20 protein-coding genes are annotated in these 21,306 nt (G+C 64.5%); 9 read left to right on the forward strand and 11 right to left on the reverse strand.

Annotated elements, in window-relative coordinates; all coding sequences use genetic code 11:
- Positions 1-29: 29 nt before the first annotated feature.
- From ACE10Z_RS02265 to ACE10Z_RS02290, 6 genes are all read right to left on the reverse strand, one after another.
- Positions 30-1,067 (reverse strand): IS110 family transposase, encoded by a 1,038-nt coding sequence (locus tag ACE10Z_RS02265; RefSeq protein ID WP_375784156.1) that lies wholly within the window; start codon positions 1,065-1,067, stop codon positions 30-32.
- Positions 1,068-1,252: 185 nt separating this feature from the next.
- A complete protein-coding gene (locus ACE10Z_RS02270; protein ID WP_375786492.1) occupies positions 1,253-2,863 on the reverse strand; it encodes a benzoate-CoA ligase family protein in 1,611 nt (536 codons plus the stop codon).
- Positions 2,860-3,990 (reverse strand): FAD-dependent monooxygenase, encoded by a 1,131-nt coding sequence (locus ACE10Z_RS02275; protein ID WP_375786493.1) that lies wholly within the window; start codon positions 3,988-3,990, stop codon positions 2,860-2,862. The genes ACE10Z_RS02270 and ACE10Z_RS02275 overlap by 4 nt, the downstream gene beginning before the upstream one ends.
- A gap of 114 nt (positions 3,991-4,104) precedes the next feature.
- The gene (locus ACE10Z_RS02280; protein WP_050403806.1) at positions 4,105-4,317 is read right to left on the reverse strand and encodes a hypothetical protein; all 213 of its coding nucleotides are present in this window, start codon (positions 4,315-4,317) and stop codon (positions 4,105-4,107) included.
- Between the two features lie 109 nt (positions 4,318-4,426).
- The gene (locus ACE10Z_RS02285) at positions 4,427-4,648 is read right to left on the reverse strand and encodes a cysteine rich repeat-containing protein (protein WP_375786494.1); all 222 of its coding nucleotides are present in this window, start codon (positions 4,646-4,648) and stop codon (positions 4,427-4,429) included.
- Positions 4,649-4,688: 40 nt separating this feature from the next.
- Entirely contained in the window at positions 4,689-5,459 is a 771-nt protein-coding gene (locus ACE10Z_RS02290) for a cysteine rich repeat-containing protein (RefSeq protein ID WP_375786495.1), read from the reverse strand.
- A 204-nt stretch (positions 5,460-5,663) separates the two neighbouring features.
- On the opposite strand from ACE10Z_RS02290, the gene ACE10Z_RS02295 reads away from it, so the two are divergent.
- Together ACE10Z_RS02295 and ACE10Z_RS02300 are read left to right on the forward strand one after the other, a co-directional pair.
- Positions 5,664-6,866 carry an efflux RND transporter periplasmic adaptor subunit gene (locus ACE10Z_RS02295; RefSeq protein ID WP_375786496.1) on the forward strand — a complete coding sequence of 401 codons (1,203 nt, stop codon included), beginning with the start codon at positions 5,664-5,666 and terminating at the stop codon, positions 6,864-6,866.
- Positions 6,867-6,876: 10 nt separating this feature from the next.
- Complete coding sequence (locus ACE10Z_RS02300; protein WP_375786497.1) at positions 6,877-10,047, forward strand: efflux RND transporter permease subunit; 3,171 nt, start codon at positions 6,877-6,879, stop codon at positions 10,045-10,047.
- Between the two features lie 563 nt (positions 10,048-10,610).
- Here the strand turns inward: ACE10Z_RS02300 and ACE10Z_RS02305 are convergent.
- Entirely contained in the window at positions 10,611-11,612 is a 1,002-nt protein-coding gene (locus ACE10Z_RS02305; RefSeq protein ID WP_375786498.1) for an NADP-dependent oxidoreductase, read from the reverse strand.
- A gap of 229 nt (positions 11,613-11,841) precedes the next feature.
- Here ACE10Z_RS02305 and ACE10Z_RS02310 point away from each other — a divergent pair, with 229 nt between their 5' ends.
- Both ACE10Z_RS02310 and ACE10Z_RS02315 read left to right on the forward strand, forming a co-directional pair.
- Positions 11,842-13,131, forward strand: coding sequence for a dicarboxylate/amino acid:cation symporter (locus ACE10Z_RS02310; RefSeq protein WP_375786499.1), 1,290 nt, complete (start codon positions 11,842-11,844; stop codon positions 13,129-13,131).
- Between the two features lie 12 nt (positions 13,132-13,143).
- Positions 13,144-14,100 (forward strand): amino acid ABC transporter substrate-binding protein, encoded by a 957-nt coding sequence (locus tag ACE10Z_RS02315; protein WP_375786500.1) that lies wholly within the window; start codon positions 13,144-13,146, stop codon positions 14,098-14,100.
- 112 nt (positions 14,101-14,212) lie between these two features.
- Here the strand turns inward: ACE10Z_RS02315 and ACE10Z_RS02320 are convergent, their stop codons facing one another.
- From ACE10Z_RS02320 to ACE10Z_RS02330, 3 genes are all read right to left on the reverse strand, one after another.
- Positions 14,213-14,440: a hypothetical protein gene (locus tag ACE10Z_RS02320; protein WP_375786501.1), complete on the reverse strand. Its 228-nt coding sequence runs from the start codon at positions 14,438-14,440 to the stop codon at positions 14,213-14,215.
- 71 nt (positions 14,441-14,511) lie between these two features.
- A complete protein-coding gene (locus ACE10Z_RS02325; RefSeq protein ID WP_375786502.1) occupies positions 14,512-14,658 on the reverse strand; it encodes a hypothetical protein in 147 nt (48 codons plus the stop codon).
- A gap of 116 nt (positions 14,659-14,774) precedes the next feature.
- Positions 14,775-15,041: a hypothetical protein gene (locus ACE10Z_RS02330; protein WP_375786503.1), complete on the reverse strand. Its 267-nt coding sequence runs from the start codon at positions 15,039-15,041 to the stop codon at positions 14,775-14,777.
- Between the two features lie 189 nt (positions 15,042-15,230).
- Between ACE10Z_RS02330 and ACE10Z_RS02335 the strand changes: the two genes are divergently transcribed.
- Both ACE10Z_RS02335 and ACE10Z_RS02340 read left to right on the forward strand, forming a co-directional pair.
- Positions 15,231-15,599, forward strand: a complete 369-nt coding sequence (locus ACE10Z_RS02335; protein WP_375786504.1) for a response regulator — start codon at positions 15,231-15,233, stop codon at positions 15,597-15,599.
- A 26-nt stretch (positions 15,600-15,625) separates the two neighbouring features.
- Entirely contained in the window at positions 15,626-15,826 is a 201-nt protein-coding gene (locus tag ACE10Z_RS02340; protein ID WP_375786505.1) for a hypothetical protein, read from the forward strand.
- A 33-nt stretch (positions 15,827-15,859) separates the two neighbouring features.
- Here ACE10Z_RS02340 and ACE10Z_RS02345 read toward each other — a convergent pair whose 3' ends face one another.
- A complete protein-coding gene (locus tag ACE10Z_RS02345) occupies positions 15,860-16,795 on the reverse strand; it encodes a RimK family alpha-L-glutamate ligase (protein WP_375786506.1) in 936 nt (311 codons plus the stop codon).
- Between the two features lie 297 nt (positions 16,796-17,092).
- Here ACE10Z_RS02345 and ACE10Z_RS02350 point away from each other — a divergent pair, with 297 nt between their 5' ends.
- The 3 genes from ACE10Z_RS02350 to ACE10Z_RS02360 all read left to right on the forward strand — a co-directional run bounded on the left by ACE10Z_RS02350 (position 17,093) and on the right by ACE10Z_RS02360 (position 21,246).
- Positions 17,093-17,866 (forward strand): ferredoxin--NADP reductase, encoded by a 774-nt coding sequence (locus ACE10Z_RS02350; RefSeq protein WP_375786507.1) that lies wholly within the window; start codon positions 17,093-17,095, stop codon positions 17,864-17,866.
- A 236-nt stretch (positions 17,867-18,102) separates the two neighbouring features.
- Positions 18,103-18,972, forward strand: a complete 870-nt coding sequence (locus ACE10Z_RS02355; RefSeq protein WP_375786508.1) for a patatin-like phospholipase family protein — start codon at positions 18,103-18,105, stop codon at positions 18,970-18,972.
- Between the two features lie 648 nt (positions 18,973-19,620).
- The gene (locus tag ACE10Z_RS02360) at positions 19,621-21,246 is read left to right on the forward strand and encodes an FMN-binding glutamate synthase family protein (protein WP_375786509.1); all 1,626 of its coding nucleotides are present in this window, start codon (positions 19,621-19,623) and stop codon (positions 21,244-21,246) included.
- Positions 21,247-21,306: the final 60 nt, after the last annotated feature.

Here is a 21,306-nt window from a genome sequence, read left to right on the forward strand (position 1 = left end):
GTGGGCGAACCCGCCGGCCGGCCAATCTGTTAGGCGGCGGCCGCCATGGCATTGAGCCGCGCGGCATCGTAACTCTCGCCCGTCGCCATCAGCTTCCAGGCGATGCGGGCAACCTTGTTGGCGAGCGCCACGGCGGCCAGCTTCGGCGGCTTGCGCTTGAGCAGCGCCAGCAGCCAGCGCGACGGATGGCCTCGGCCCCGCCGAACCTGCTGGATGACCGCAGTCGCCCCAACCACGAACAAGCGGCGCAGGTCTTCGTCACCGGCCCGCGTGATCTTGCCGAGCCTGGTCTTGCCGCCGGTGGAATGATCCTTCGGTGTGAGGCCGAGCCAGGCCGCAAAATGCCGGCCGGAGCGGAACGCATGCGGATCGGGCGTCTTCATCACCAGCCGTGTTGCGGTGATCGGGCCGACGGATGGGATCTGCGCCAGACGCCGGCTCAGCGCATCGGCGCGGTGCCAGGCCATCAGCCTAACCTCGAGTTGCTTGAGCTCGGCTTGCAGAGCAGCGTATTGGCGTCCCTGCACCGCAAACACCTCGCGCGCCATGGTGGGCAAGCTCTCGTCCTGCGCGATCCGCGCCAGCAGCGGCTCGATCTTGTCGAGCCCCTTGGGCGCGATCAGGCCGAGCTCCGCCGCATAGCCGCGGATCGCGTTGCTCAGCTGGGTGCGCCGGGCGATCAATCCATCGCGCAGCCCCGCCAGCATCAGCGCGGCCTGTTGCTCGGCCGTCTTGACCGGCACAAAGCGCATGTTCGGCCGGTCCATCGCTTCACATAGCCCTTCTGCATCGCGCCCGTCATTCTTGTTCCGCATCACGTAAGGCTTCACCAATTGCGGGGCCATCAGCCTCACCTCGTGACCGAGCTTGCCAAGCTCCCGCGCCCAATACTGCGAAGCTCCGCAGGCCTCCATCCCGATCACGGTCGGCGGCAATTTGGCGAAGAACTCCAGCACTTGCTTGCGCGATAGCTTCTTGCGCAGCACCACCTGCTCCGCCGCATCAACCCCATGCAGCACAAAAATATGCTTCGACGTATCCATTCCAATGCGGATAATCTCTCCCACGGACGGCTCCTTTGTCTGAGATTTGCAACAACCTCATTCTGGCACACTGATGCCGTAGGGGGCCGTCCACACCATCAACCACCGATGGCTGTTGTTATGGCGAGCTGGGGCCCCTGCCTTCGTGCCACGAATATTTGTGGTTATGGGTCCCTGCTTTCGCAGGGACGACAGCGAGTGTGTGGCTGTCACATCCGCATCACCGCCTGCCGGTCGATCTTGCCGGTGCCGGTCTTCGGCAGCTCGTCGATGAATTTTACTTCGCGCGGATATTTGTACGGCAGCAGCTTGGCCTTGACGTAATCCTGCAGCCGCCGTGTCGCCTCATGGGTGTCGAAGCCGCCCTTGTTCATCACCACAACCGCCCGCAGCGTCATGCGGCGGTCCGGCAATACGGCCGCGTAGACGGCGCATTCGCGGACATCGGGGTGATCGGCAAGACACAGCTCGACCTCCAGCGGATAGACCCACTGGCCGGAGATCTTGACCAGATCGTCGGCGCGGCCGCGGAAGAAGTGAAAGCCGTCGCTGTCGCGCATGAAGCGGTCGCCGGTGTAGATCCAGCCGTCCTCGCGCACCGTCTCGGCGGTCTTGTCCGGCCGGTTCCAGTACAGCGGCGTCGCGGAATCGCCGCGCACCCACAGGATGCCCTCCTCATTATCGCCGACCTCGCGGCCGTCGCTGTCGCGCAGCATGATCTCGTAGCCGGGCACGCGCAGGCCCGCGGCGCCGAGCTTCTTCTGCTCCGCGCGGTTGCTGAGATAGACGTGCAGCACCTCGGTCGAGCCGAGCCCTTCGATGATCTCGAGCCCGGTGAGCCGCTTCCAGCCGTTGAACACGTCGGCCGACAGCACCTCGGCGGCCGAGACCGCCATCCGCAGCGAGGAGAAGTCGGCTTGCTCGGCGCCTTCGGCCTTGGTCAGGGTGATGTAGAGCGTCGGCAGGCCGAAGAACACGGTCGGCCGGTACTGCGCGATCGCCGCGAAGACCGCGGCGGGCTTCGGCTGGCCCGGCAGCAGCAGCGTCGCGGCGCCGACCGAGAAGGGAAACGTGATCGAATTGCCGAAGCCGTAGGCGAAGAAGATCTTCGGCACCGAGAAGCAGATGTCGCCGGGCGAAAGCTTCAGCACGTTGCGGGCAAACGCGCGCTCGCTATAGGCCATGTCGTGCTGCAGATGCACGATGCCCTTGGGGCGACCGGTCGAGCCCGACGAATACATCCAGAACGCCATCTCGTTGCGGTGGGTGTCGGCCTCGTCGATCTCGGTCGGAAACGTATGCAGCCAGTCGCCGGCATTGCGCGTCTCCGCGACGACATGCCCGGTGCCCGTGCCATTGACCACGACCAGCGTGCGCAGCGGCGTGTCCTTGCAGGCCTCGGCGTTGAAGCGGGCGCAGAATTCTGCATCGGTGACGGCAACCTGCGCGCCGGCATCGGACAGATAGAATTGCAGCAGCTCCGGCGTCGTCAGCGTGTTGATCAGCAGCGGCACGAAACCGGCGCGCACCGCGCCGAAGAACGCCGCCGGATAGACCGGCGTGTCGTCGAGGAACAGCAGCACGCGGTCGCCGCGCTGCAATCCAAGCGACTGGAAGGCGTGGCCCCAGCGGGCGGCCTCGGCGCAGAGCTCGCGATAAGTCCGCGTGCCGGCGGGGCCGGTCAGCGCCAGGCGTTCGGCATTGCCGTTGCCGAGATTGTCGAACAGGATCCGGCTCGCATTGTAGCGCTCGGGGATCGCAAAGCCGATCTCGCGCGCACCGGGATTGTCCTGCGGAACCAGGTCGGCGATCCCAGTCATGAGCGTCCCTTTGCGGCCTCAAAACGGGCCATGAAGGCGGGCGACATCGCGCGCAACCGCGCGTCGTCGATCCGGCCGGAGCGGGTGATGTAGCTGTAGGCGAAATCCATCAGATCGCGCTTCATGTGCGCGGGGAAATGCTCGTACCAATCGGCGCTGGTCCGCGCCGCGGTGACGAGCTTCTTCACGATCGGCTTGCGCTCGCTCTCGTAGCGGGCCAGCGCGGCGGCGGTGTCGCTTTCGGACTCCAGCGCCTTGGTCAGCGCGATTGCATCCTCGATCGCCAGCCGGGTGCCCGAACCGATCGAGAAATGGGCGGAATGCAGCGCGTCGCCGATCAGCACCATGTTGCCGTGCGACCAGCGCTCGTTCCAGATCCACGGGAAATTGCGCCACACCGATTTGTTCGAGATCAGCTTGTGACCATCCAGGGTCGCGGCGAACACCTGTTCGCAAATCGCCTGCGATTGCTCGATCGTCTTGTCGGCGAAGCCGTAGGCCGCCCAGGTCGCCGCGTCGCACTCGACCAGGAAGGTGCTCATGTCCTTCGCATAGCGATAATGATGGGCGTTGAAGCAGCCCACGTCGGTCGCCACGAAGGTCTGCGACAGTGTCGCGAAGGTCTTGGTGGTGCCGTACCAGGCGAATTTGTTGGTCGAATGCGAGACCGACGCGCCGAATGCGGCCTCGAAATCGCGGCGGACCATCGAGTTCAGTCCGTCGGCGGCGACGATCAGGTCGTAACCCCTGAGCTCGCCGACCGATTGCACCACGTTGTCGAAGCGCGGCGTGACGCCGGTGCTGCGCACGCGCTCCTGCAGGATCGTCAGCAGCGCCAGCCGGCCGATCGAGGAGAACCCGACGCCGTCGATCTCGACGCTCTCGCCGCGCAGATTGAGCGTGATGTTCTTCCAGCTCTCCATCCGTGGCGCGATGGCGTCGACCGTCTCGGGGTCGTCGGCGCGCAGGAACTCCAGCGCCTGCTCGGAGAACACCACACCGAAGCCCCAGGTGGCGCCGGCGGCGTTCTGCTCGAACAGATCGATCTCGGCGTCAGGGTGACGCTTCTTCCAGAGATAGGCGAAATAGAGCCCGCCGGGCCCTCCGCCAATCACGGCGATCCGCAATGTCTGCCTCCCAGATTGACAGTGTACTTACTATTTGGGTCCAGACTAATCGCCCTCTGGCGGGAACGCCAGAGGGAAAATGCGTCCGCGACGACTAGCGTGGCCGCGAATGGCTCAGTAGCAGCGGCGGACCTTGACCCCGCCGACCCACACCCAGCGACAGCCGACAACGGCCGGCCTTCGGACGACGGCCGCGCCGCGATAGCCGGCGCACCCGGCGCGATAGACGCCGCGCGCGCAAACCACGGCGTTGGCATCGGAGGACTCGAAGGTCATGGTCGCGGCAAAGGACAGCAGGGCCGCAGCGATCAGCAATAATGAGCGCATGATGTTCCCTCTCCCGGGGTGAGGTTGGTTGGCCTGTTTGTGACGACAAGGTGCTGCGGCTCCGTGCCCGGCAAATCGCCGGGCACCTGTCGTCTTACCGCCTGCGCGGCTATTTCTTTTCCGCTTCCGCCAGCACCTTCTTGCAGGCGGGGGTCAGCTTGTCGCTCTGCTTGGCAAGACAGGCGATGATGCGCCCGCCGCCGGGCGTCACGTTCTTGCAGAACTTCTGGTAGTCGCCCATACAGGCGTCGCGTTGCGCTGATGTCAGCTCCTGGGCGTAGACGGCGGTTGAGCCGCAAAGCAGAACGGCGGTCAGGACTAGACGCAGCATCGATCGCTTCCTTTTCCGATCAGTCGGCTGAACAACAGGATCACCGCGCCGCGAACGGCGCCAGCACGTCGCGGCACGCCGGCGAGAGCGAGCCGGCATTGGTTGCCAGGCATTGCACGATCCGCCCGCCCCCCGGCTGCACGCCGCCGCAGATCGAGCGGACGTCGCCGCCGCAGGCCGAGCGCAGCACGAACAGCTCTTCGCGCGGCCGCAGCGGCCGCAACACGATCACCGCCGGAGCCGCGGCCGGTGCTGCCGTTGTCGCGGCACCCGCGGCCGGCGCGGCGCCACCGCCGCCGGCGGCCGCCACGGCCTTCTCGCAGGCCGGCGAAAGCTTCTCCTTGTTCTTCTCGAGACACTGCAGCGCCGGCGCACCGCCGGTCGGCACGCCCGCGCAGACCTTGGGATAATCGGCGCGGCACGCGCTGCGGATCGCGGAGATCTGCGCGCTGCTTGGCTTTGCTGCCGCGGCCTTCGGTGCCGCCGCCTCCGCGGGCTTGGCCGCCGTCGCCGCCGGAGCCGCGTCGGTCTTGGCTGCTGCGGGCGCAGCGCTTGGAGCTTCCACGGCTTTCACGGCGCTGGCGCAGCCAGGCGCAAGGCTTGCCATGTTTTTCTGCAGGCATTGCAGTGATGCTTCGCCGCCGGGCGGAACGCTGGAGCAGTGTGCGATGTAATCGTTGCGGCATTGCGACTTGATGGCGTCGCGCTGCGCCTGGGTCGGCGCCTGCGACAAGGCCGGTGCGGTGCTCATCAATGCCGCAAGCGCAAGCCATGCGGAGAGCCTCGTTGCACGTGTCAACGCGTTGATCATTTGAATAAATCCTCTCGTCGCGCCGGAAGCCTCCGGCTCAACTGAACTGAGTCTGAAAATGTTTTGTTCTAACAACCTTCGCGAGCGGCATCATTTTCGCTTTCGAGTTCCGCTGCAAGCGGATTGTTGCTATGGAAGAGATCGGCTGATTTTTTTGCTCGCTTCGACATCTTTGACTTAAGTCATTTGGATTGAGGCTCGGAAATGAGGCATGCGCGCGTGTCGGCGCATTTCAGTCAGAGCGATTTTGTGCGGCTGCGAAATGCGCCGCTTGTGCGCATCGCTTTCGTCGCAGCGGCCTTTGTCAGTTTAAGTGCCTGCGAGCAAAACAGTTTTGTTGCGCCGCCGCCGCCCAAGGTCGAAGTCGCGCCGCCGGTGCAGCGCGCCATCACGCGCTACCTGGACGCAACTGGAAACACTGCGCCGATCAAGACCGTCGATCTGGTCGCGCGCGTGCAGGGTTTTCTGCAGGCGATCAACTATCAGGACGGCTCGCCGGTGAAGGAGGGGACCACCCTGTTCACGATCGAACCCGAGACTTACAAGCTGAAGCTGGAGCAGGCGCAGGCCGCGGAGGTCGGTTCGCAGGCGACGCTGAAGCAGGCCGAGGCCGACTTCAAGCGGCAGACCGATCTGGTGCAGCGCCAGGCGGTCTCGCAGTCGACGCTCGATAGCTCGACCTCGGCGCGGGACAACGCCCAGGCCAGCCTGCAGCAGGCCCAGGTCAATACCAAGATCGCCGCGGTCAATTACGGCTACACCAACGTCGCCGCACCGTTCGACGGCATCGTCAGCAACCATCTGGTCTCGGTCGGTGAACTGGTCGGCGTGGCTTCGCCCACCCAGCTTGCCACCATCGTGCAGCTCGACCCGATCTACGTGAATTTCAACGTCAATGAGCAGGACGTGCAGCGGGTGCGGGACGAGGCGCGCCGCCGCGGCCTGACGTTCAACGATCTCAGGCAGCTGCCGATCGAGGTCGGGTTGCAGACCGAGACCGGCTATCCGCACAAGGGCAAGCTCGATTATCTTTCGCCGACCGTCAGTCAGTCGACCGGAACGCTTGCCGTCCGCGGCCTGGTGCCCAATCCGGATCGCGTGCTGCTGCCAGGCTTCTATGTCCGCGTTCGCGTGCCGATCGACAAGCAGGACAATGCGCTGCTGGTGCCGGACGTTGCGATCGGCAGCGACCAGGGCGGCCGCTACGTGCTGGTCGTCAATGCCGAGAACGTGGTCGAGCAGCGCAAGGTGACGACCGGTCCGCTCGACGAGGGGCTGCGCGTCATCGAGAGCGGGCTGAAGGCCGACGACCGCGTCGTGACCGCCGGATTGTTGCGCGCGATCCCGGGGCAGAAGGTCGACCCGCAGATGCAGAAGGGCGACGCGACGCCGGCACCGGCCAAGTGAGGGGCGCGCCATGATCTCGAAATTCTTCATCGAGCGGCCGGTCCTTTCCAACGTCATCGCCATCCTGATGATCCTGATCGGCGGTGTCGCGCTGTTCAATCTCGCGGTCGCGCAATATCCCGACGTGGTGCCGCCGACGGTCCAGGTGACGACGCGCTATCCCGGCGCATCGGCAAAAACCGTGATCGACACCGTGGCGCTGCCGATCGAGCAGCAGGTGAACGGCGTCGAGGACATGCTCTACATGCAGTCCTACAGCGGCGCCGACGGCACCTACACGCTGACGGTGACCTTCAAGATCGGCACTGACCTCAACTTCGCGCAGGTGCTGGTGCAGAACCGCGTCTCCTCGGCCCTGTCGCAATTGCCGAGCGCGGTGCAGAACCAGGGCGTCACGGTGCAGAAGCGGTCGACCTCGATCCTGCTGTTCGTGACGCTGACCTCGCCGAACAAGACCTACGACAGCCTGTTCCTGTCGAACTATGCCACCATCAACATTCGCGACGAGCTGTCGCGTCTGCCGGGCGTCGGCAACGTCACCGTGTTCGGCGCAGGGCAGTATTCGATGCGGGTGTGGCTCGATCCCAACAAGCTGCAGGCGCGCGGGCTGATGCCGCAGGACGTCATCCAGGCGATCCAGCAGCAGAGCCAGCAGGTCACCGCGGGGCAGGTCGGCGCGCCGCCCGCGCCGCAGGGGCAGGCGTTCCAGTATACGCTGAACGTCAACGGCCGGCTCGACGATGCGAGCCAGTTCGAGAACATCATCGTCAAGACGGGCAATGTCGGCGACGTCATCCGCGTCCGCGATCTCGGCTCGGTCGAGCTCGGCGCGCAGACCTACAGCCAGGTGTTCTCGCTCAACCAGAAGCCGGCCACCGGCATCGGCGTGTTCCTGTCGCCCGGCGCCAACGCGCTGCAGGTCGAGAAGGAAGTGCAGAAGAAGGTGGCGCAGCTTGCCCGGCAGTTCCCGCAGGACATCAAATACGACACGCCGTTCGACACCACCAAATTCGTCCAGGCCTCGATCGACGAGGTCTACCGGACGCTGATCGAGGCCGGCCTCTTGGTGCTGGTCGTGATCCTGGTATTCCTGCAGGACTGGCGGGCGATGCTGGTGCCTGCGACCACGGTGCCGGCCACCATCATCGGCGCGTTCGCGGCGATGGCCGCGCTCGGCTTCACCATCAACCTGTCGACGCTGTTTGCGATCGTGCTGGCGATCGGCATCGTGGTCGACGACGCCATCGTGGTGGTCGAAGGGGCCGCGCACAATATCGAGCGCGGCATGTCCGGCCATGACGCCGCGATCAAGGCGATGGACGAATTGTTCGCGCCGATCGTCGGCATCACGCTGGTGCTGATCTCGGTGTTCCTGCCGGCGGCCTTCCTGCCGGGGCTGACCGGCCGGATGTACGCGCAATTCGCCCTGGTGATCGCGGCGACCGCGCTGCTCAGCGCCGTCAATGCCGCGACCCTGAAGCCGACGCAATGTGCGCTGTGGCTGCGCCCGCCGGTACCACTGGCGCAGCGCAATTTCTTCTACCGCGGCTTCAACGCGGTCTATGACCGGGTGGAGCGGGGCTACACGCGGATGATCGGCGGCATTGCCGGCCACGCCAAGACCTCGGTCCTCGTCGCGCTGATCCTGATCGGAGTTGCCGGCTACGGGCTGTCACGGGTGCCGACCGGCTTCATTCCGATCGAGGACCAGGGCTACCTGCTGGCCGCGGTGCAGCTGCCCGACGGCGCCGCGATCGATCGCACCCAGCGGGTGCTCGATCAGGTCACCGAGATCGCCCGCAAGACACCGGGTGTCGAGCAGGTGGTCGCCATCGCCGGCATCTCCGCGCTCGACAACTCGTCGAGCCTGGCCAATGCCGGCGTCGCCTATGTGATCCTGAAGGATTGGGGCTCGCGCGGCCCCGGCGAGGACCTGCGCTCGCTGGTCTATGGCCTCAACGACAAGCTTGCGGTGATTCCGGAGGCGCGGATCCTGGTGATCCCGCCGCCGCCGATCCAGGGCATCGGCAACGCCGCCGGCTTTGCCATGCAGGTGCAGCTCCGCGACGGCAACGCCGACTACGGCAAGCTGCAGGCGGTCACCGGCGCCGTCGTCAGCAATGCGCAGACGCAAAGCGCGCTGCAGCGGGTGCAGTCGTCGTTCCGCTCGATGGTGCCGCAGTTCGATGTCCAGGTCGACCGCGTCAAGACCGAGACGCTGCACGTCACCACCGACCAGATCTTCTCGACGCTGTCGTCCTATCTCGGCGCGAGCTACGTCAACCAGTTCACCAAGTTCGGCCGCACCTTCCAGGTCTACACCCAGGCCGATGCGCAATACCGCCTGACGCTGCGCGACATCCAGAACATGATGGTGCGCAACAGCAATGGCGACATGGTCCCGCTCGGCACCGTGGCGAAGATCACGCCGTCGGTCGGGCCGTCGCTGATCAGTCTCTATAACCTCTACCCGTCCGCGACCATCATCGGCCTGCCGTCGCAGGGCTACAGCTCCGGCCAGTCGATGACGTTGATGGAGGAGATCGCCGCGAAGACGCTGCCGCCCGGGACCGGCTATGAGTGGACGGCGATGTCGTATCAGGAGAAGGAGGTCGGCGGCCAGATCTACTTCGTGTTCGCGCTGGCGCTGCTGCTGGTCTATCTCGTGCTCGCCGGGCAGTATGAGAGCTGGTACGCGCCGATCTCGGTGATCCTGGCGGTGCCGCTGTCGCTGCTCGGGCCCATGCTGGTGCTGACGTCGCTCCGGATCGAGAACAATCTCTACACCCAGATCGGCACCATCCTCTTGATCGCGCTGTCGGCCAAGAACGCGATCCTGATCGTCGAGGTCGCGCTCGAGCATCACATCCGCGACGGCAAGCCGGTGCTGGAGTCGGCGATCGACGCGGCACGTGCCCGGTTCCGGCCGATCCTGATGACGTCGTTCGCCTTCATCCTCGGTGTGCTGCCGCTGGTGATCGCGACCGGCGCCGGCGCCAACGCCCGCAAGTCGATCGGCATCACCGTCTTCTCCGGCATGATCGCCTCGACCTGCCTCGCGGTGCTGTTCGTGCCGGCGTTCTTCGTCGTGGTGCAGAATTTCGAGAACTGGCGCAAGGCGAAGAACGGCAAGGCGGCGACGCCGCAAGCCGCACCGCAGGCATCGGGCACGGTGCATTAGGGCCGCGCACCAAATCCATCCCCGTCACCCTGAGGAGGCCGCGGAGCGGCCGTCTCGAAGGGTCGACGGCCACCAGCGGGGCCGTGCATCCTTCGAGACGCGCTACGCACTCCTCAGGATGACGGGATCAACAGCGGAGGGTGAGTTAGCCGCAGGCGTCGAGCATGGTGCATTAAGGCCCCGCGCACCGAATCCATCCCCGTCACCCTGAGGAGGCCGCGAAGCGGCCGTCTCGAAGGGTCGACGGCCACCAGCGGGGCCGTGCATCCTTCGAGACGCGCGGAGCCTGTCATCGGGCCGCGCTTTGCGCGGACCCGTTGGCGCTCCTCCAGCGACAAAGGCGAAGCCTTTGCGCGGGGATGACGGGATCAACAGCGGAGGGTGGGTTAGCCGCAGGCGTCGGGCATGGTGCATTAAGGCCCCGCGCACCAAATCCATCCCCGTCACCCTGAGGAGGCCGCGAAGCGGCCGTCTCGAAGGGTCGACGGCCACCAGCGGGGCCGTGCATCCTTCGAGACGCGCTAACGCGCTCCTCAGGATGACGGGTTTGAGAGCGCTTCCCGTTACACCTTCACCATGCGCTTGCCGCGGTTTTCGCCGGCGAGCAGGCCGATCAGCGCCTGCGGCGTGTTCTCGATGCCGTCGATGACGTCTTCCTGGACCTTGAGCTTGCCCGAGGCGACCCAGGATTGCAGGTCGGCGAGCGCGGCATCGCGCTGGTCCATGTAGTCCATCACGATGAAGCCCTGCATGATCAGCCGCTTCACCACGATCAGACCGGGCACGCCGCGGGGGCCGTGCGCGGAGGGCACGCCGTCATATTGCGAGATCGCGCCGCAGCAGGCGATGCGGCCGCGGTTGTTCATCTGGGCCAGGCAGGCCTCCAGGATGTCGCCGCCGACATTGTCGAAATAGACGTCGATGCCCTTGGGCGCCGCGGCGCGCAGCGCCTTGTAGGTGGCGCCGTCCTTGTAGTCGACCGCGGCGTCGAAGCCGAGCTCCGAGGTCAGCCAGTGGCACTTGTCCTTGCCGCCGGCGATGCCGACCACGCGGCAGCCCTTGATCTTGGCGATCTGGCCGACGATCGAGCCGACCGAGCCGGCGGCCGCCGACACCACCACGGTCTCGCCCTCCTTCGGCTTGCCGACATGAAGCAGGCCGAAATAGGCGGTCAGGCCGGCAATGCCGTAGACGCTGAGCAAATGCGTCATCGGCTCGAGCTTCGGCATCCTGGCCAGGTGCTTGGCGGGCACGGCGGCATAGTCCTGCCAGCCGGTGTCGCCGAACACGATATCGCCCGGCTTCAGGCTCGGGTCATTCGACGACACCACTTCGGCGATGCTGCCGCCGGCCATCACGGTGTTGGCTTCCACCGCAGCGCGGTAGGTGGCGCCGTGCATCCAGGCGCGGTTGGCGGCGTCGAGCGAGATGTAGCGCGTCCGTACCAGCGCCTCGCCGTCCTTCGGCGCGGGGACCGTGCCCTTGGTCAGGCGAAAATGCTCGGGGCCGAGCTTGCCGGTCGGCTTTTCAACAAGCAGGATCTGGCGATTGACGGTGTCGTTCATAGGCGGTGTCTCCCCTTGCCGTTCCTTTGGCGTTGGTCGTTTCGCATGCAGACTGACTGCACTGTGCGCAGCTCATTGCACAGATTGTGCGCTGCATGAACGCTAGTCTCCGCGCTGGCATTCCACAACCGGAACAGATCGGCAAAGTCCCGCGCGGCGCGAAGCGTGTTGCGTAGCTGCGTAAATCTGCCACACTTGCCCTTCGCCGGGAACTTACGGGGGTAAGAGAATGTCGAACAGGTTTACGCAGTATATCCTGCTTGCGATGGTCCTTGGCATCGCAATGGGAACGATTGTCTTCAACTATTTTCCTGACAGCCGCGCCGAGATCGCAGCCGACGTCAACCTGATCGCAATGCTGTTCCTGCGCCTGATCAAGATGATCATCGCGCCACTGGTGTTTGCAACCCTCGTCGGCGGCATCGCCCATATGGGAAGCGGCGCCAAGCTCGGGCGCATCTTCGCCAAGACCATGGGCTGGTTCATCTCCGCCTCCTTTGTTTCGCTGCTGCTCGGCCTCGTGATGGTCAATTTGTTGCAGCCGGGCGCCAATTTCCCCGGCACGCTGCCCGACAAGGCGCAGTCGACCGGCCTGCCGGTCTCAGCCTTCTCGATCGAGAAATTCCTGACCCATCTGATCCCGACCTCGATCGCGGACGCGATGGCGCAGAACGAGATCCTGCAGATCGTGGTGTTCGCGGTGTTCTTCGCGGTCGCGCTCGGCGCCATGCCTGAGCGGGCCAAGCCGATCATGAGCCTGATCGACGATCTCGCCCACATCATGCTCAAGGTCACGAGCTATGTGATGCTGTTCGCGCCGATCGCGGTGTGGGCCGCGATCATGGCGACCGTCTCGAAGAACGGCCTCGGCGTGCTCTGGAAGCTGATCGTCTTCATGGGCGGCTTCTATCTGTCGCTGCTGATCCTGTGGGGCATCCTGGTGATGGTCGGCTTCATCGTGATCGGGCCGCGCTACAGCCATCTGCTGAGGCTGATCCGCGAGCCGCTGATGATCGCGTTCTCGACCGCCTCCTCGGAGGCGGCCTATCCGAAGACGCTGGAGGGGCTGAACAAGTTCGGCGCCTCCTCGCGGATCTCGGCCTTCGTGCTGCCGCTCGGCTATTCCTTCAATCTCGACGGCACGATGATGTACTGCACCTTCGCGAGCATCTTCATCGCGCAGACCTACCACATCGAGATGTCGCTCGGCACGCAACTCGCGATGCTGGCCACCTTGATGATCACCTCGAAGGGCGTCGCCGGCGTGCCGCGCGCTTCGCTGGTGGTGATCGCCTCGACACTGTCGCAGTTCGGCATCCCGGAGGCCGGCCTGTTGATGATCATGGGCATCGACACCTTCCTCGACATGGGCCGCAGCGCCACCAACGTGATCGGCAACTCGCTGGCGACCGCCGTGGTCGCGAAGTGGGAAGGTGAGTTGAAGGCCGAGCACGAGCTCGGGCCCGACGACGCGGTGCCGCAGGATGCGGTGCCCGGCGCCGTGATGGCCGGTCATTGACGGGAGGGATGCATGCATCGCGCCCGCTGGAGGCCGATACGGGCTGAGGCGCCTCGACTGTCGACATGCCTGCTGTCAGCATGTCTGCTGGCGGCAAGCCTGCTGATCGGACCGGTGTCCGCACAGCCGGCGGGCGAGGGGCTCAGCCCCACGCTCGCCAACATCAAGGCCACGCACGCGGTGCGGATCGGCTATCGCGAAAGCTCGCCGCCGTTCTCGTTCCTCGACCACTCCAACCGGCCGATCGGCTACAGCCTCGAGCTGTGCGATGCGATCGTCGATGAGATCGCGGCCGAGGTCGACGACGCCAACCTCAAGATCGACTACGTCAAGGTCACCTCGGACGACCGCATTGCGGCGGTCGTCGACAAGAAGATCGATCTCGAATGCGGATCGACCACGGCGAATGCCGAGCGCGGCAAGCAGGTCGCGTTCTCGCCGCTGATGTTCGTGGCCGGCACCAAGCTGATGGTGCCGAAGGCCTCCGGCGTCAACCAGGTCGCCGACTTGAAGGGCAAGACGGTGGTCGTGACCAAGGGCACCACCAACGAGCAGGCGATGCACAATGTCGACGCCAGGCAACAGCTCGGCCTCAACATCGTGACCGCCGGCGACCATGAGCAGTCCTACCAGATGCTGGTGGAGGGCAAGGCGGATGCGTTCGCGACCGACGACATCCTGCTCTACGGCCTGATCGCGCGGCACAAGTCGCAGGACAAATTCCGCGTCACCGGCGACTATCTGTCCTACGATCCCTACGGGATCATGTACCGCAAGGGCGAGCCGCAGATGAAGGACGTGGTCGAGCGCGCCTTCCGCAAGCTCGCCTCGAACCGCGACATCATCCCGCTCTACAACAAGTGGTTCGTCGCCCGCCTGCCGACCGGCGAGAAGCTCAATGTCGCGCTCTCACCGCAGCTCGAAGACGCCTTCAAGGCGCTCGACGATTCTGCGGGCGGAGCCAACTAGCCTCGAAGTGCGGCCTCTCTCCTTGCGGGAGAGGCCGGATTGCGTTGCAGACGCAATCCAGGCGAGGGCAACCGGAGCGGTCCCGAACTGTCCCGACGAAGCGCGGCTTCGTTCATCGCCAATAGCGATGCGACAAATCCAGGCACTGCCGGACCCAGAAGCCGTTCACATGGATCAACTGGCATGTGCTCGGCGGCGGCTCCTTGATGATCGGATAGCCGTGGATGTCGATATTCGTCGGTGCCGTGACGCCGCGCCAAAATACGGCGTTGGCGGGCGCTGGATCGAAGGCAGCGGCGAACGCCGCGACTGCGAGGAAGCTCAAAAGGAGTTTGCGCATAATCTGCATCCGGATCGATTAATGCGCATCAGCGTACTCCCTTGAGCCGGATGAGCAAGTCGCTGAATCGGTCAAAGTGACGGAGTGAATTTTGCCGCAAGCTGCACCGCCGCGCGCGCATAGCCGCCGTGGACCGCCATAGAAGCGAGGGCAACGATGCCGACCGCCGCCAGAACAACCATGACCTGAAAGATCGCGCGTCCGAGGATCGCTCCCATCAAAACTCCATTGATCCGGCGGGGATCTTGCTTCGAGTTTCCACGCCGCGATCTCTGGAGCATCATCGGCAGGCGAGTTTCCGCTGTTGAAGTCTGCGAACTCGTCGCTTCACGAGCTAATGTCGTTCCGCGACAAGCCGATCGACTTGCTGTTTGAGCTCCGCTTCCATTTCGGAAACGACGTCAGGCGGCAGGCGAGCACCAAGGCGGTCGCCAAGCGAACCGGCCGTCTGTCGCTCCATCGCCTGATGCCGCACGACGTTGGCATCAGAGACCGGGTCTTCGACCCGTCGTCCAGAGGACAGATAGCTGGGTGCGCCAGCCGCCGCGTCGGCTTTGTAGGGTTCAGAAAAATCCTGCTCCGACCGTACAGCGTTCTTCATCAGCTTTGCCTCCTGGCAAGACTTCCTTTCCCCAGGCCCCGAACCGTCTGGCTCGTCTCTCATCAATGACGCGGTAACCTCGAATGTTGTTCCGCTCGGAACTTGCAAACGTCCGCCGGAACCCGCCGGTTATCGAGTCCGGAACCAGAACTTTAAGCGTCCTCAGTCATTGACACTGGGGTTGACCGTTTGGAGGTTGCCATGGGCTACGCGAGGTCAATTCACCAAACCGCAATTGTGGTCGAAGACGACACGATCCAGCGCGACATGATTGCGCTGTTGTTGAAGGAAGGGCATTTCGACGTCATCCAATGCGAGGATGGCGAGACGGCTGCGCTGGCCATCAAGATGCGTCATCCGTCGCTGCTGGTCACCGACATCAAGCTCACGGGCAGAATGAACGGCATCGAACTCGCACAATGGGCCCTGGATTGCGACCCACGCGTGCGCGTGCTCGTGATCTCGGGCCTGGCGCCGCCCAGCGATCTGCCTGACGGCGTCAAATTCTTTGCCAAACCGGTTTATCCATCCACGCTGCTGCGCGAGCTGGCGTCGTAATTCCTGGCCGATCGAGACACAGACCCATGCAAGACGATCCCGAAATCGATTGGCACCGCGAGCAGATCACGAGGAATCGTGAACTTCTCGCGGAGTTGCAGTCTGGAAATGCGGCAGGCGCTGACGTGTTTCCGGAGACGCAAGCCGAGATCGACCGTCTCACCGCACAGGTCGAGCAATCGGAACTGATCGTCGCCGCCTATGAGAAAGAGCACCCGCTGGAATGATCGGGCGCTCAAGGCAAGCGCGTGGCACGCTGCTTACGCGAACGCGGCGTCCAGCGCCGCCGAATACGCCGCCTCGACCAGCGCCGGATGGCGGCGGCCCAGCGCTTCCATCTTGACGCCCGAATTCACCTCGAGGACCTGCCACGCGCCGTCAACGCGCACGACGTCGATCGAGGCGAAGCGGATGCCGACGGCCTGCGCGGCCTTGATGGCGAGCGCGACGCAGGCGTCGCGCGTCATACCATCCGTGAGCAGCACCGGCTCGGCACCGGCATCGAGATTGTGCCGCCAGTTGAGCAGAAGCGGTTGGCCGGCCGGCGGAATGGCGTCGAGTGCGGCGGCATCGAAATCCTCGCAGAGGTCCTTCAGTTGTTCGGCCGTCGCGGCCGCCTGCGCCAGCGCGCGCAGCGAGCGAACGCCGTCGCCAATCACCGACGGGCGCGTCTTGCCGTAGACGATCAGCGCGCGATCATCGAGCAGCACGACGCGCACCTCGTCCTTGATCTCGACGTAAGGCGAGATCGCAAGGCTTGGATGCGCGGCGAGGATGCGCGCGACCGCGGTCTCCAGCTGCGTTCGCGTCGTGACGCGGAAGACGAGTTCGCCGGACGTCCCCTCATTGGGCTTGACGACAAGTCCGTGCGGATGCTGCGCGAGCAGTAGCAACATCGCGTCCAGCGAGTCCGATCCCGGGATGTGCTTGCTTAGCCTAGTGCCGAGAAACAGCGCGTGCGGAATGGCTGACACGCCGGCCGATGCCAGCACTTCAGCGCAGGCCGATTTGTCGTTGGCGACCTGATGCGCGACGGCGCTGTTCAGCCCGATGTCGTAGCCGATCGCAAGCCGCCGCGTGTCGCCCCTGGTCATGATGACCAGCCAGCCGCCGGACCGCACGTCGACGGCAATGGAGCGCGCCAAACAATATTTTTTGATGGTTTCCAGGAAGATTCGCTGGCTGATCAGGACCACGAGATCATTTTCCCTTCACCGCGGGTTTCGTAGTAATTAATTGCCAGATCGGCGCCGATCTCAGCAAGTAAATTACCTGCAGCGCCACGTGTTAACGATGTCGTGGCTGAACCTCTGCGCGAAATCGAACGACTGCCATTCTGAGATCGCAATTGCACGCCAGTTGATCTTGACTATCTCCTGCATTGGCGCAATGGACACGCGAGATCTTCAATGATTTCGGCCACATCAGCGCCGTCGCGAGCAGTCTAGAAATCAAACCATTCTAAATCTGATCAGTCGAGAAAACGAAATCCCATGAGCGCGTTCTATCGAGAGAAAGTTCTTGCTGTCCAGCACTGGACCGATACGCTTTTCAGCTTCCGAGCCACCCGCGATTCCGGTTTCCGCTTCCAGAATGGCCAGTTTGCCATGATCGGCCTCGAGGTCGACGGCCGGCCGCTGCTGCGCGCCTATTCGATGGCGAGCGCCAATCACGAGGAAGAGCTCGAGTTCTTCTCGATCAAGGTGCAGGACGGCCCGCTCACCTCCAAGCTGCAGAAGATCCGCGAAGGCGACACCATCCTGGTCGGCCGCAAGGCGACCGGCACGCTGATCACCGACAATCTGATCCCCGGCAAGCGGCTGATGCTGCTGTCGACCGGCACTGGTCTTGCGCCGTTCGCGAGCCTGATCAAGGACCCCGAGGTCTATGATCGCTACGATCAGATCCTGCTGGTGCATGGCTGCCGCCAGGTCTCCGAGCTCGCCTACGGCGAGGAGCTGGTCGCCAAGCTGCGCGACGACGAGCTGTTCGGGCCGCTGCTGTCCGAGAAGCTCTCCTACTATCCGACCGTGACGCGCGAGCCGTTCCGCAACCGCGGCCGCATCACCGACCTGATCACCTCCAACCAGCTGTTCGCCGACCTGCATCAGGGCCCGCTCGACATCGAGACCGATCGCATCATGATGTGCGGCAGCCCGGCGATGCTGGAAGAACTGAAGCAGCTGTTCGAGACCCGCGGCTTCAAGGAAGGCAGCGGCAACACCCCCGGTCACTTCGTGATCGAGAAGGCGTTCGTCGAGCGCTAAGGCCGTCGAGCGTTAAGAGGTTGTCGTCCTGGCGAAAGCCAGGACCCATTACCACCGTTCCCTGTTTTGCGAAGGCTGGGGCCCCATCGGGCTCCAGCCTTTTGCATTCGGGGTAATGGGTCCTGGCCTTCGCCAGGACGACGACGGCGACTGTGGCGTGCACCGTTTCTCACTTGCTATAACGGTCCCAACGCCGCGCAGCCGTTTCCCGAACGCGGCGATCAGGGAGCAGCACCTTGTCCATCACCGATCCGGATGCACCCAAGACCGCCTTTGTGTTCGCCGGCGGCGGTAGCTTTGGCGCGATCCAGGTCGGCATGTTGCAGGCGCTGGCTGCGCATGGCGTGGCTGCCGACATGGTGGTCGGCTCCAGCGTCGGCGCCTTGAACGGCGCGTTCTATGCCGGCGACCCGACGGTCTCGGGCGTCGCACGGCTGGCCGAGATCTGGCGCGGCCTGAACCGGCAGGACGTGTTTCCGGTGACCTGGCGGACGCTGGTGGGCTTCCTGTGGCGGCGCGACTTCCTGATTTCGCATGACGGCGTCCGCAAGCTGATCGACGATTACATCCCGTTCCGCAATCTCGAGGACGCGCGGCTCCCGATCCACATCGTCACGACCGACATCATCAGCGGCGACAGCGTGGTGCTGTCGGAGGGCTCGGCGGCCGAGGCGATCGTTGCGTCGACCGCGATCCCCGGCGCGTTCACGCCGGTGCACTATCGCGATCGTTTCCTCGCCGATGGTGCGATCTCCAGCAACACGCCGGTCCGCGTCGCCGTGAAGCATGGGGCCAAGCGCCTGATCGTGCTGCCGACCGGGCATGCCTGCGCCAACCAGGCGCCGCCGGTCGGCGCGCTCGCCAATGCGTTGCATGCGCTGACGCTCCTGATCGCGCGGCAGCTGGTCAACGAGCTCGAGAACATCGGTCCCGACGTCGAGTATTTCGTGGTCCCGCCGCTCTGTCCGCTGGTCGGCTCGCCCTACGATTTCTCCCGGACATCAGATCACATCGCACGCGCCCTCGACACCACCAATGCGTGGCTCGCCAGCGACGGCCTGAAGGCGGGGCATATCCCCCACGAATTGCAGCCGCACAGCCATTAGGCGAACGGTGCTCTTTCCTCACTCCCCCCCAAGCGCACCCACACGCGCGGGTGATCACACCGCTTGGGGCGACGCTTTGAAACGAGAACCATCCTCATCGTCGTCCCTGCGAAAGCAGGGACCCATAACCACAAGTGCTAATTGTTGGGCGATGCCGGAACGACGAGTCCCTCCAACAAGGTCCGCCGCGGCGTATGGGTCCCTGCTTTCGCAGGGACGACGTGGTGGAGGTGCCGCGGACTCAATGGCGGGCGTCTCGAAGGATGGCCGCAGGGAAGCGACGCAGCAGGGCTTTCCCATATACGATGGCCCCGGGGCGTCCGCACGATTTCTGGATAATGGAATAATGCCGGTGAGTTGCCCGACGTGTCAAGTTGCCCTGTCCGCCGGCTACTTTGCATGGGGTTGTTTTCGATATTTTGGCCGCGCGCCTGCCCGCAAGCGGGAGAGGGGGCGCAGTCTTTGTGAAGCTCCCCTTCGTTGCACTGCAAAAGCCGGTTTCGTTTCGATATGCTTGGCACCCGTACCCGCCCGATCGGGCGGTTGTCACATCTGTGACCGCTCGGCCGTATAACCGTAGTGCACTTGTTCCGCGAGTTGGATTAGGCTTACGGCCGACAGGGTATTCAAGGCAGACCGGAGGATTTGATGGAAACGATGCTGCTTCCGTTCTCGCCGCGCTTCATCGTGCTGACGATCTGCGCCGTCGTCACCACGCTGCTGCTGCTGGTCGGAATTTTCGACCACAAGGTCTTCAAGATCATCCTGATCCCGCTCGTGATCTTCGGCGCGCTGACACTGCTCGGCATCCGCGACTTTACGCAGAAGAACCATGCGGTGCTGCGCAACTACCCGATCTCAGCCCATGTCCGCTTCCTGCTCGAGGAAATCCGCCCCGAGATGCGGCAGTATTTCTTCGAGAGCGAGAAGGACGGCATGCCGTTCTCCCGCGACACCCGCGCGGTGGTCTATCAGCGCGCCAAGATGGTGCTCGACAAGCGGCCGTTCGGCACCCAGGAGGACGTCTACCGCGAGGGCTATGAGTGGATGCACCACTCGGTGGCGCCGAAGCCGCGTGCCGACGAGAAATTCCGCATTACGATCGGCGGCCCCGACTGCACCAAGCCGTATTCGGCCTCGGTCTTCAACATCTCGGCGATGAGCTTCGGCGCGCTCAGCCCGAACGCGGTGCGGGCGCTGAATGCCGGCGCCAAGAAGGGCGGCTTCGCCCACGACACCGGCGAGGGCGGCGTCAGCCCCTATCACCGCGAGATGGGCGGCGACATCATCTGGGAGATCGGCTCCGGCTATTTCGGCTGCCGCAACCGCGACGGCACCTTCAATCCGGAGCTGTTCGCCAGCGTCGCGGGCGACGATCAGATCAAGATGGTCGAGCTCAAGATCAGCCAGGGCGCCAAGCCCGGCCACGGCGGCGTGCTGCCAGCCGCCAAGGTCTCCGAGGAGATCTCCAAGATCCGGGGCGTGCCGATGGGCGAGGACTGCATCTCGCCGGCCTATCACAAGGCGTTCTCGACGCCGCTGCAGATGATGGAATTCGTGGAGCAAATGCGCAAACTGTCCGGCGGCAAGCCGGCCGGGTTCAAGATGTGCATCGGCCATCCCTGGGAGTTCCTGGCGATCTGCAAGGCGATGAAGGAGAGCGGGCTCTATCCCGACTTCATCGTGGTCGACGGCAATGAGGGCGGCACCGGCGCCGCGCCGCTCGAATTCATGGATCATCTGGGCATGCCGATGCGCGAGGGCGTCAATTTCGTCCACAACGCGCTGATCGGCATCGGCGCGCGCGACCGCATCAAGATCGGCGCTGCCGGCAAGATCGCGACCGCCTTCGACATGGCGCGCGCGATGGCGATCGGGGCCGACTGGTGCAATTCGGCGCGCGGCTTCATGTTCGCGCTCGGCTGCATCCAGTCCCTGAGCTGCCACACCGATCGCTGCCCGACCGGCGTCACCTCGCAAGACCCGATCCGCAACCGCGCGCTCTACGTGCCGGGCAAGATCGAGCGCGTGTACAACTACCACCACTCGACCCTGCACGCGCTGACCGAGCTGCTGGCCGCCGCCGGCCTCGAGCACACCAAGGATTTGCGCCCGATCCACTTCTCGCAGCGAAGCTCGACCACCGACGTCCGCACCTTCGCACAGCTCTATCCGACGCTGCGCCCGGGCGAACTGCTCGAAGGCACCCAGGATTCCCGCTTCCGCGACGCCTGGGCGATGGCGCGCGCGGATTCGTTCCAGCCGGCGGGGTAGCGGCGAAAGCGTCGCTTCGTAGCCCGGATGAAGCGTAGCGAAATCCGGGGCCGCTCTCTC

Origin of the sequence: Bradyrhizobium sp. Pha-3, from assembly GCF_042258615.1 — a bacterium.
In the GTDB taxonomy this organism is placed as follows: domain Bacteria; phylum Pseudomonadota; class Alphaproteobacteria; order Rhizobiales; family Xanthobacteraceae; genus Bradyrhizobium.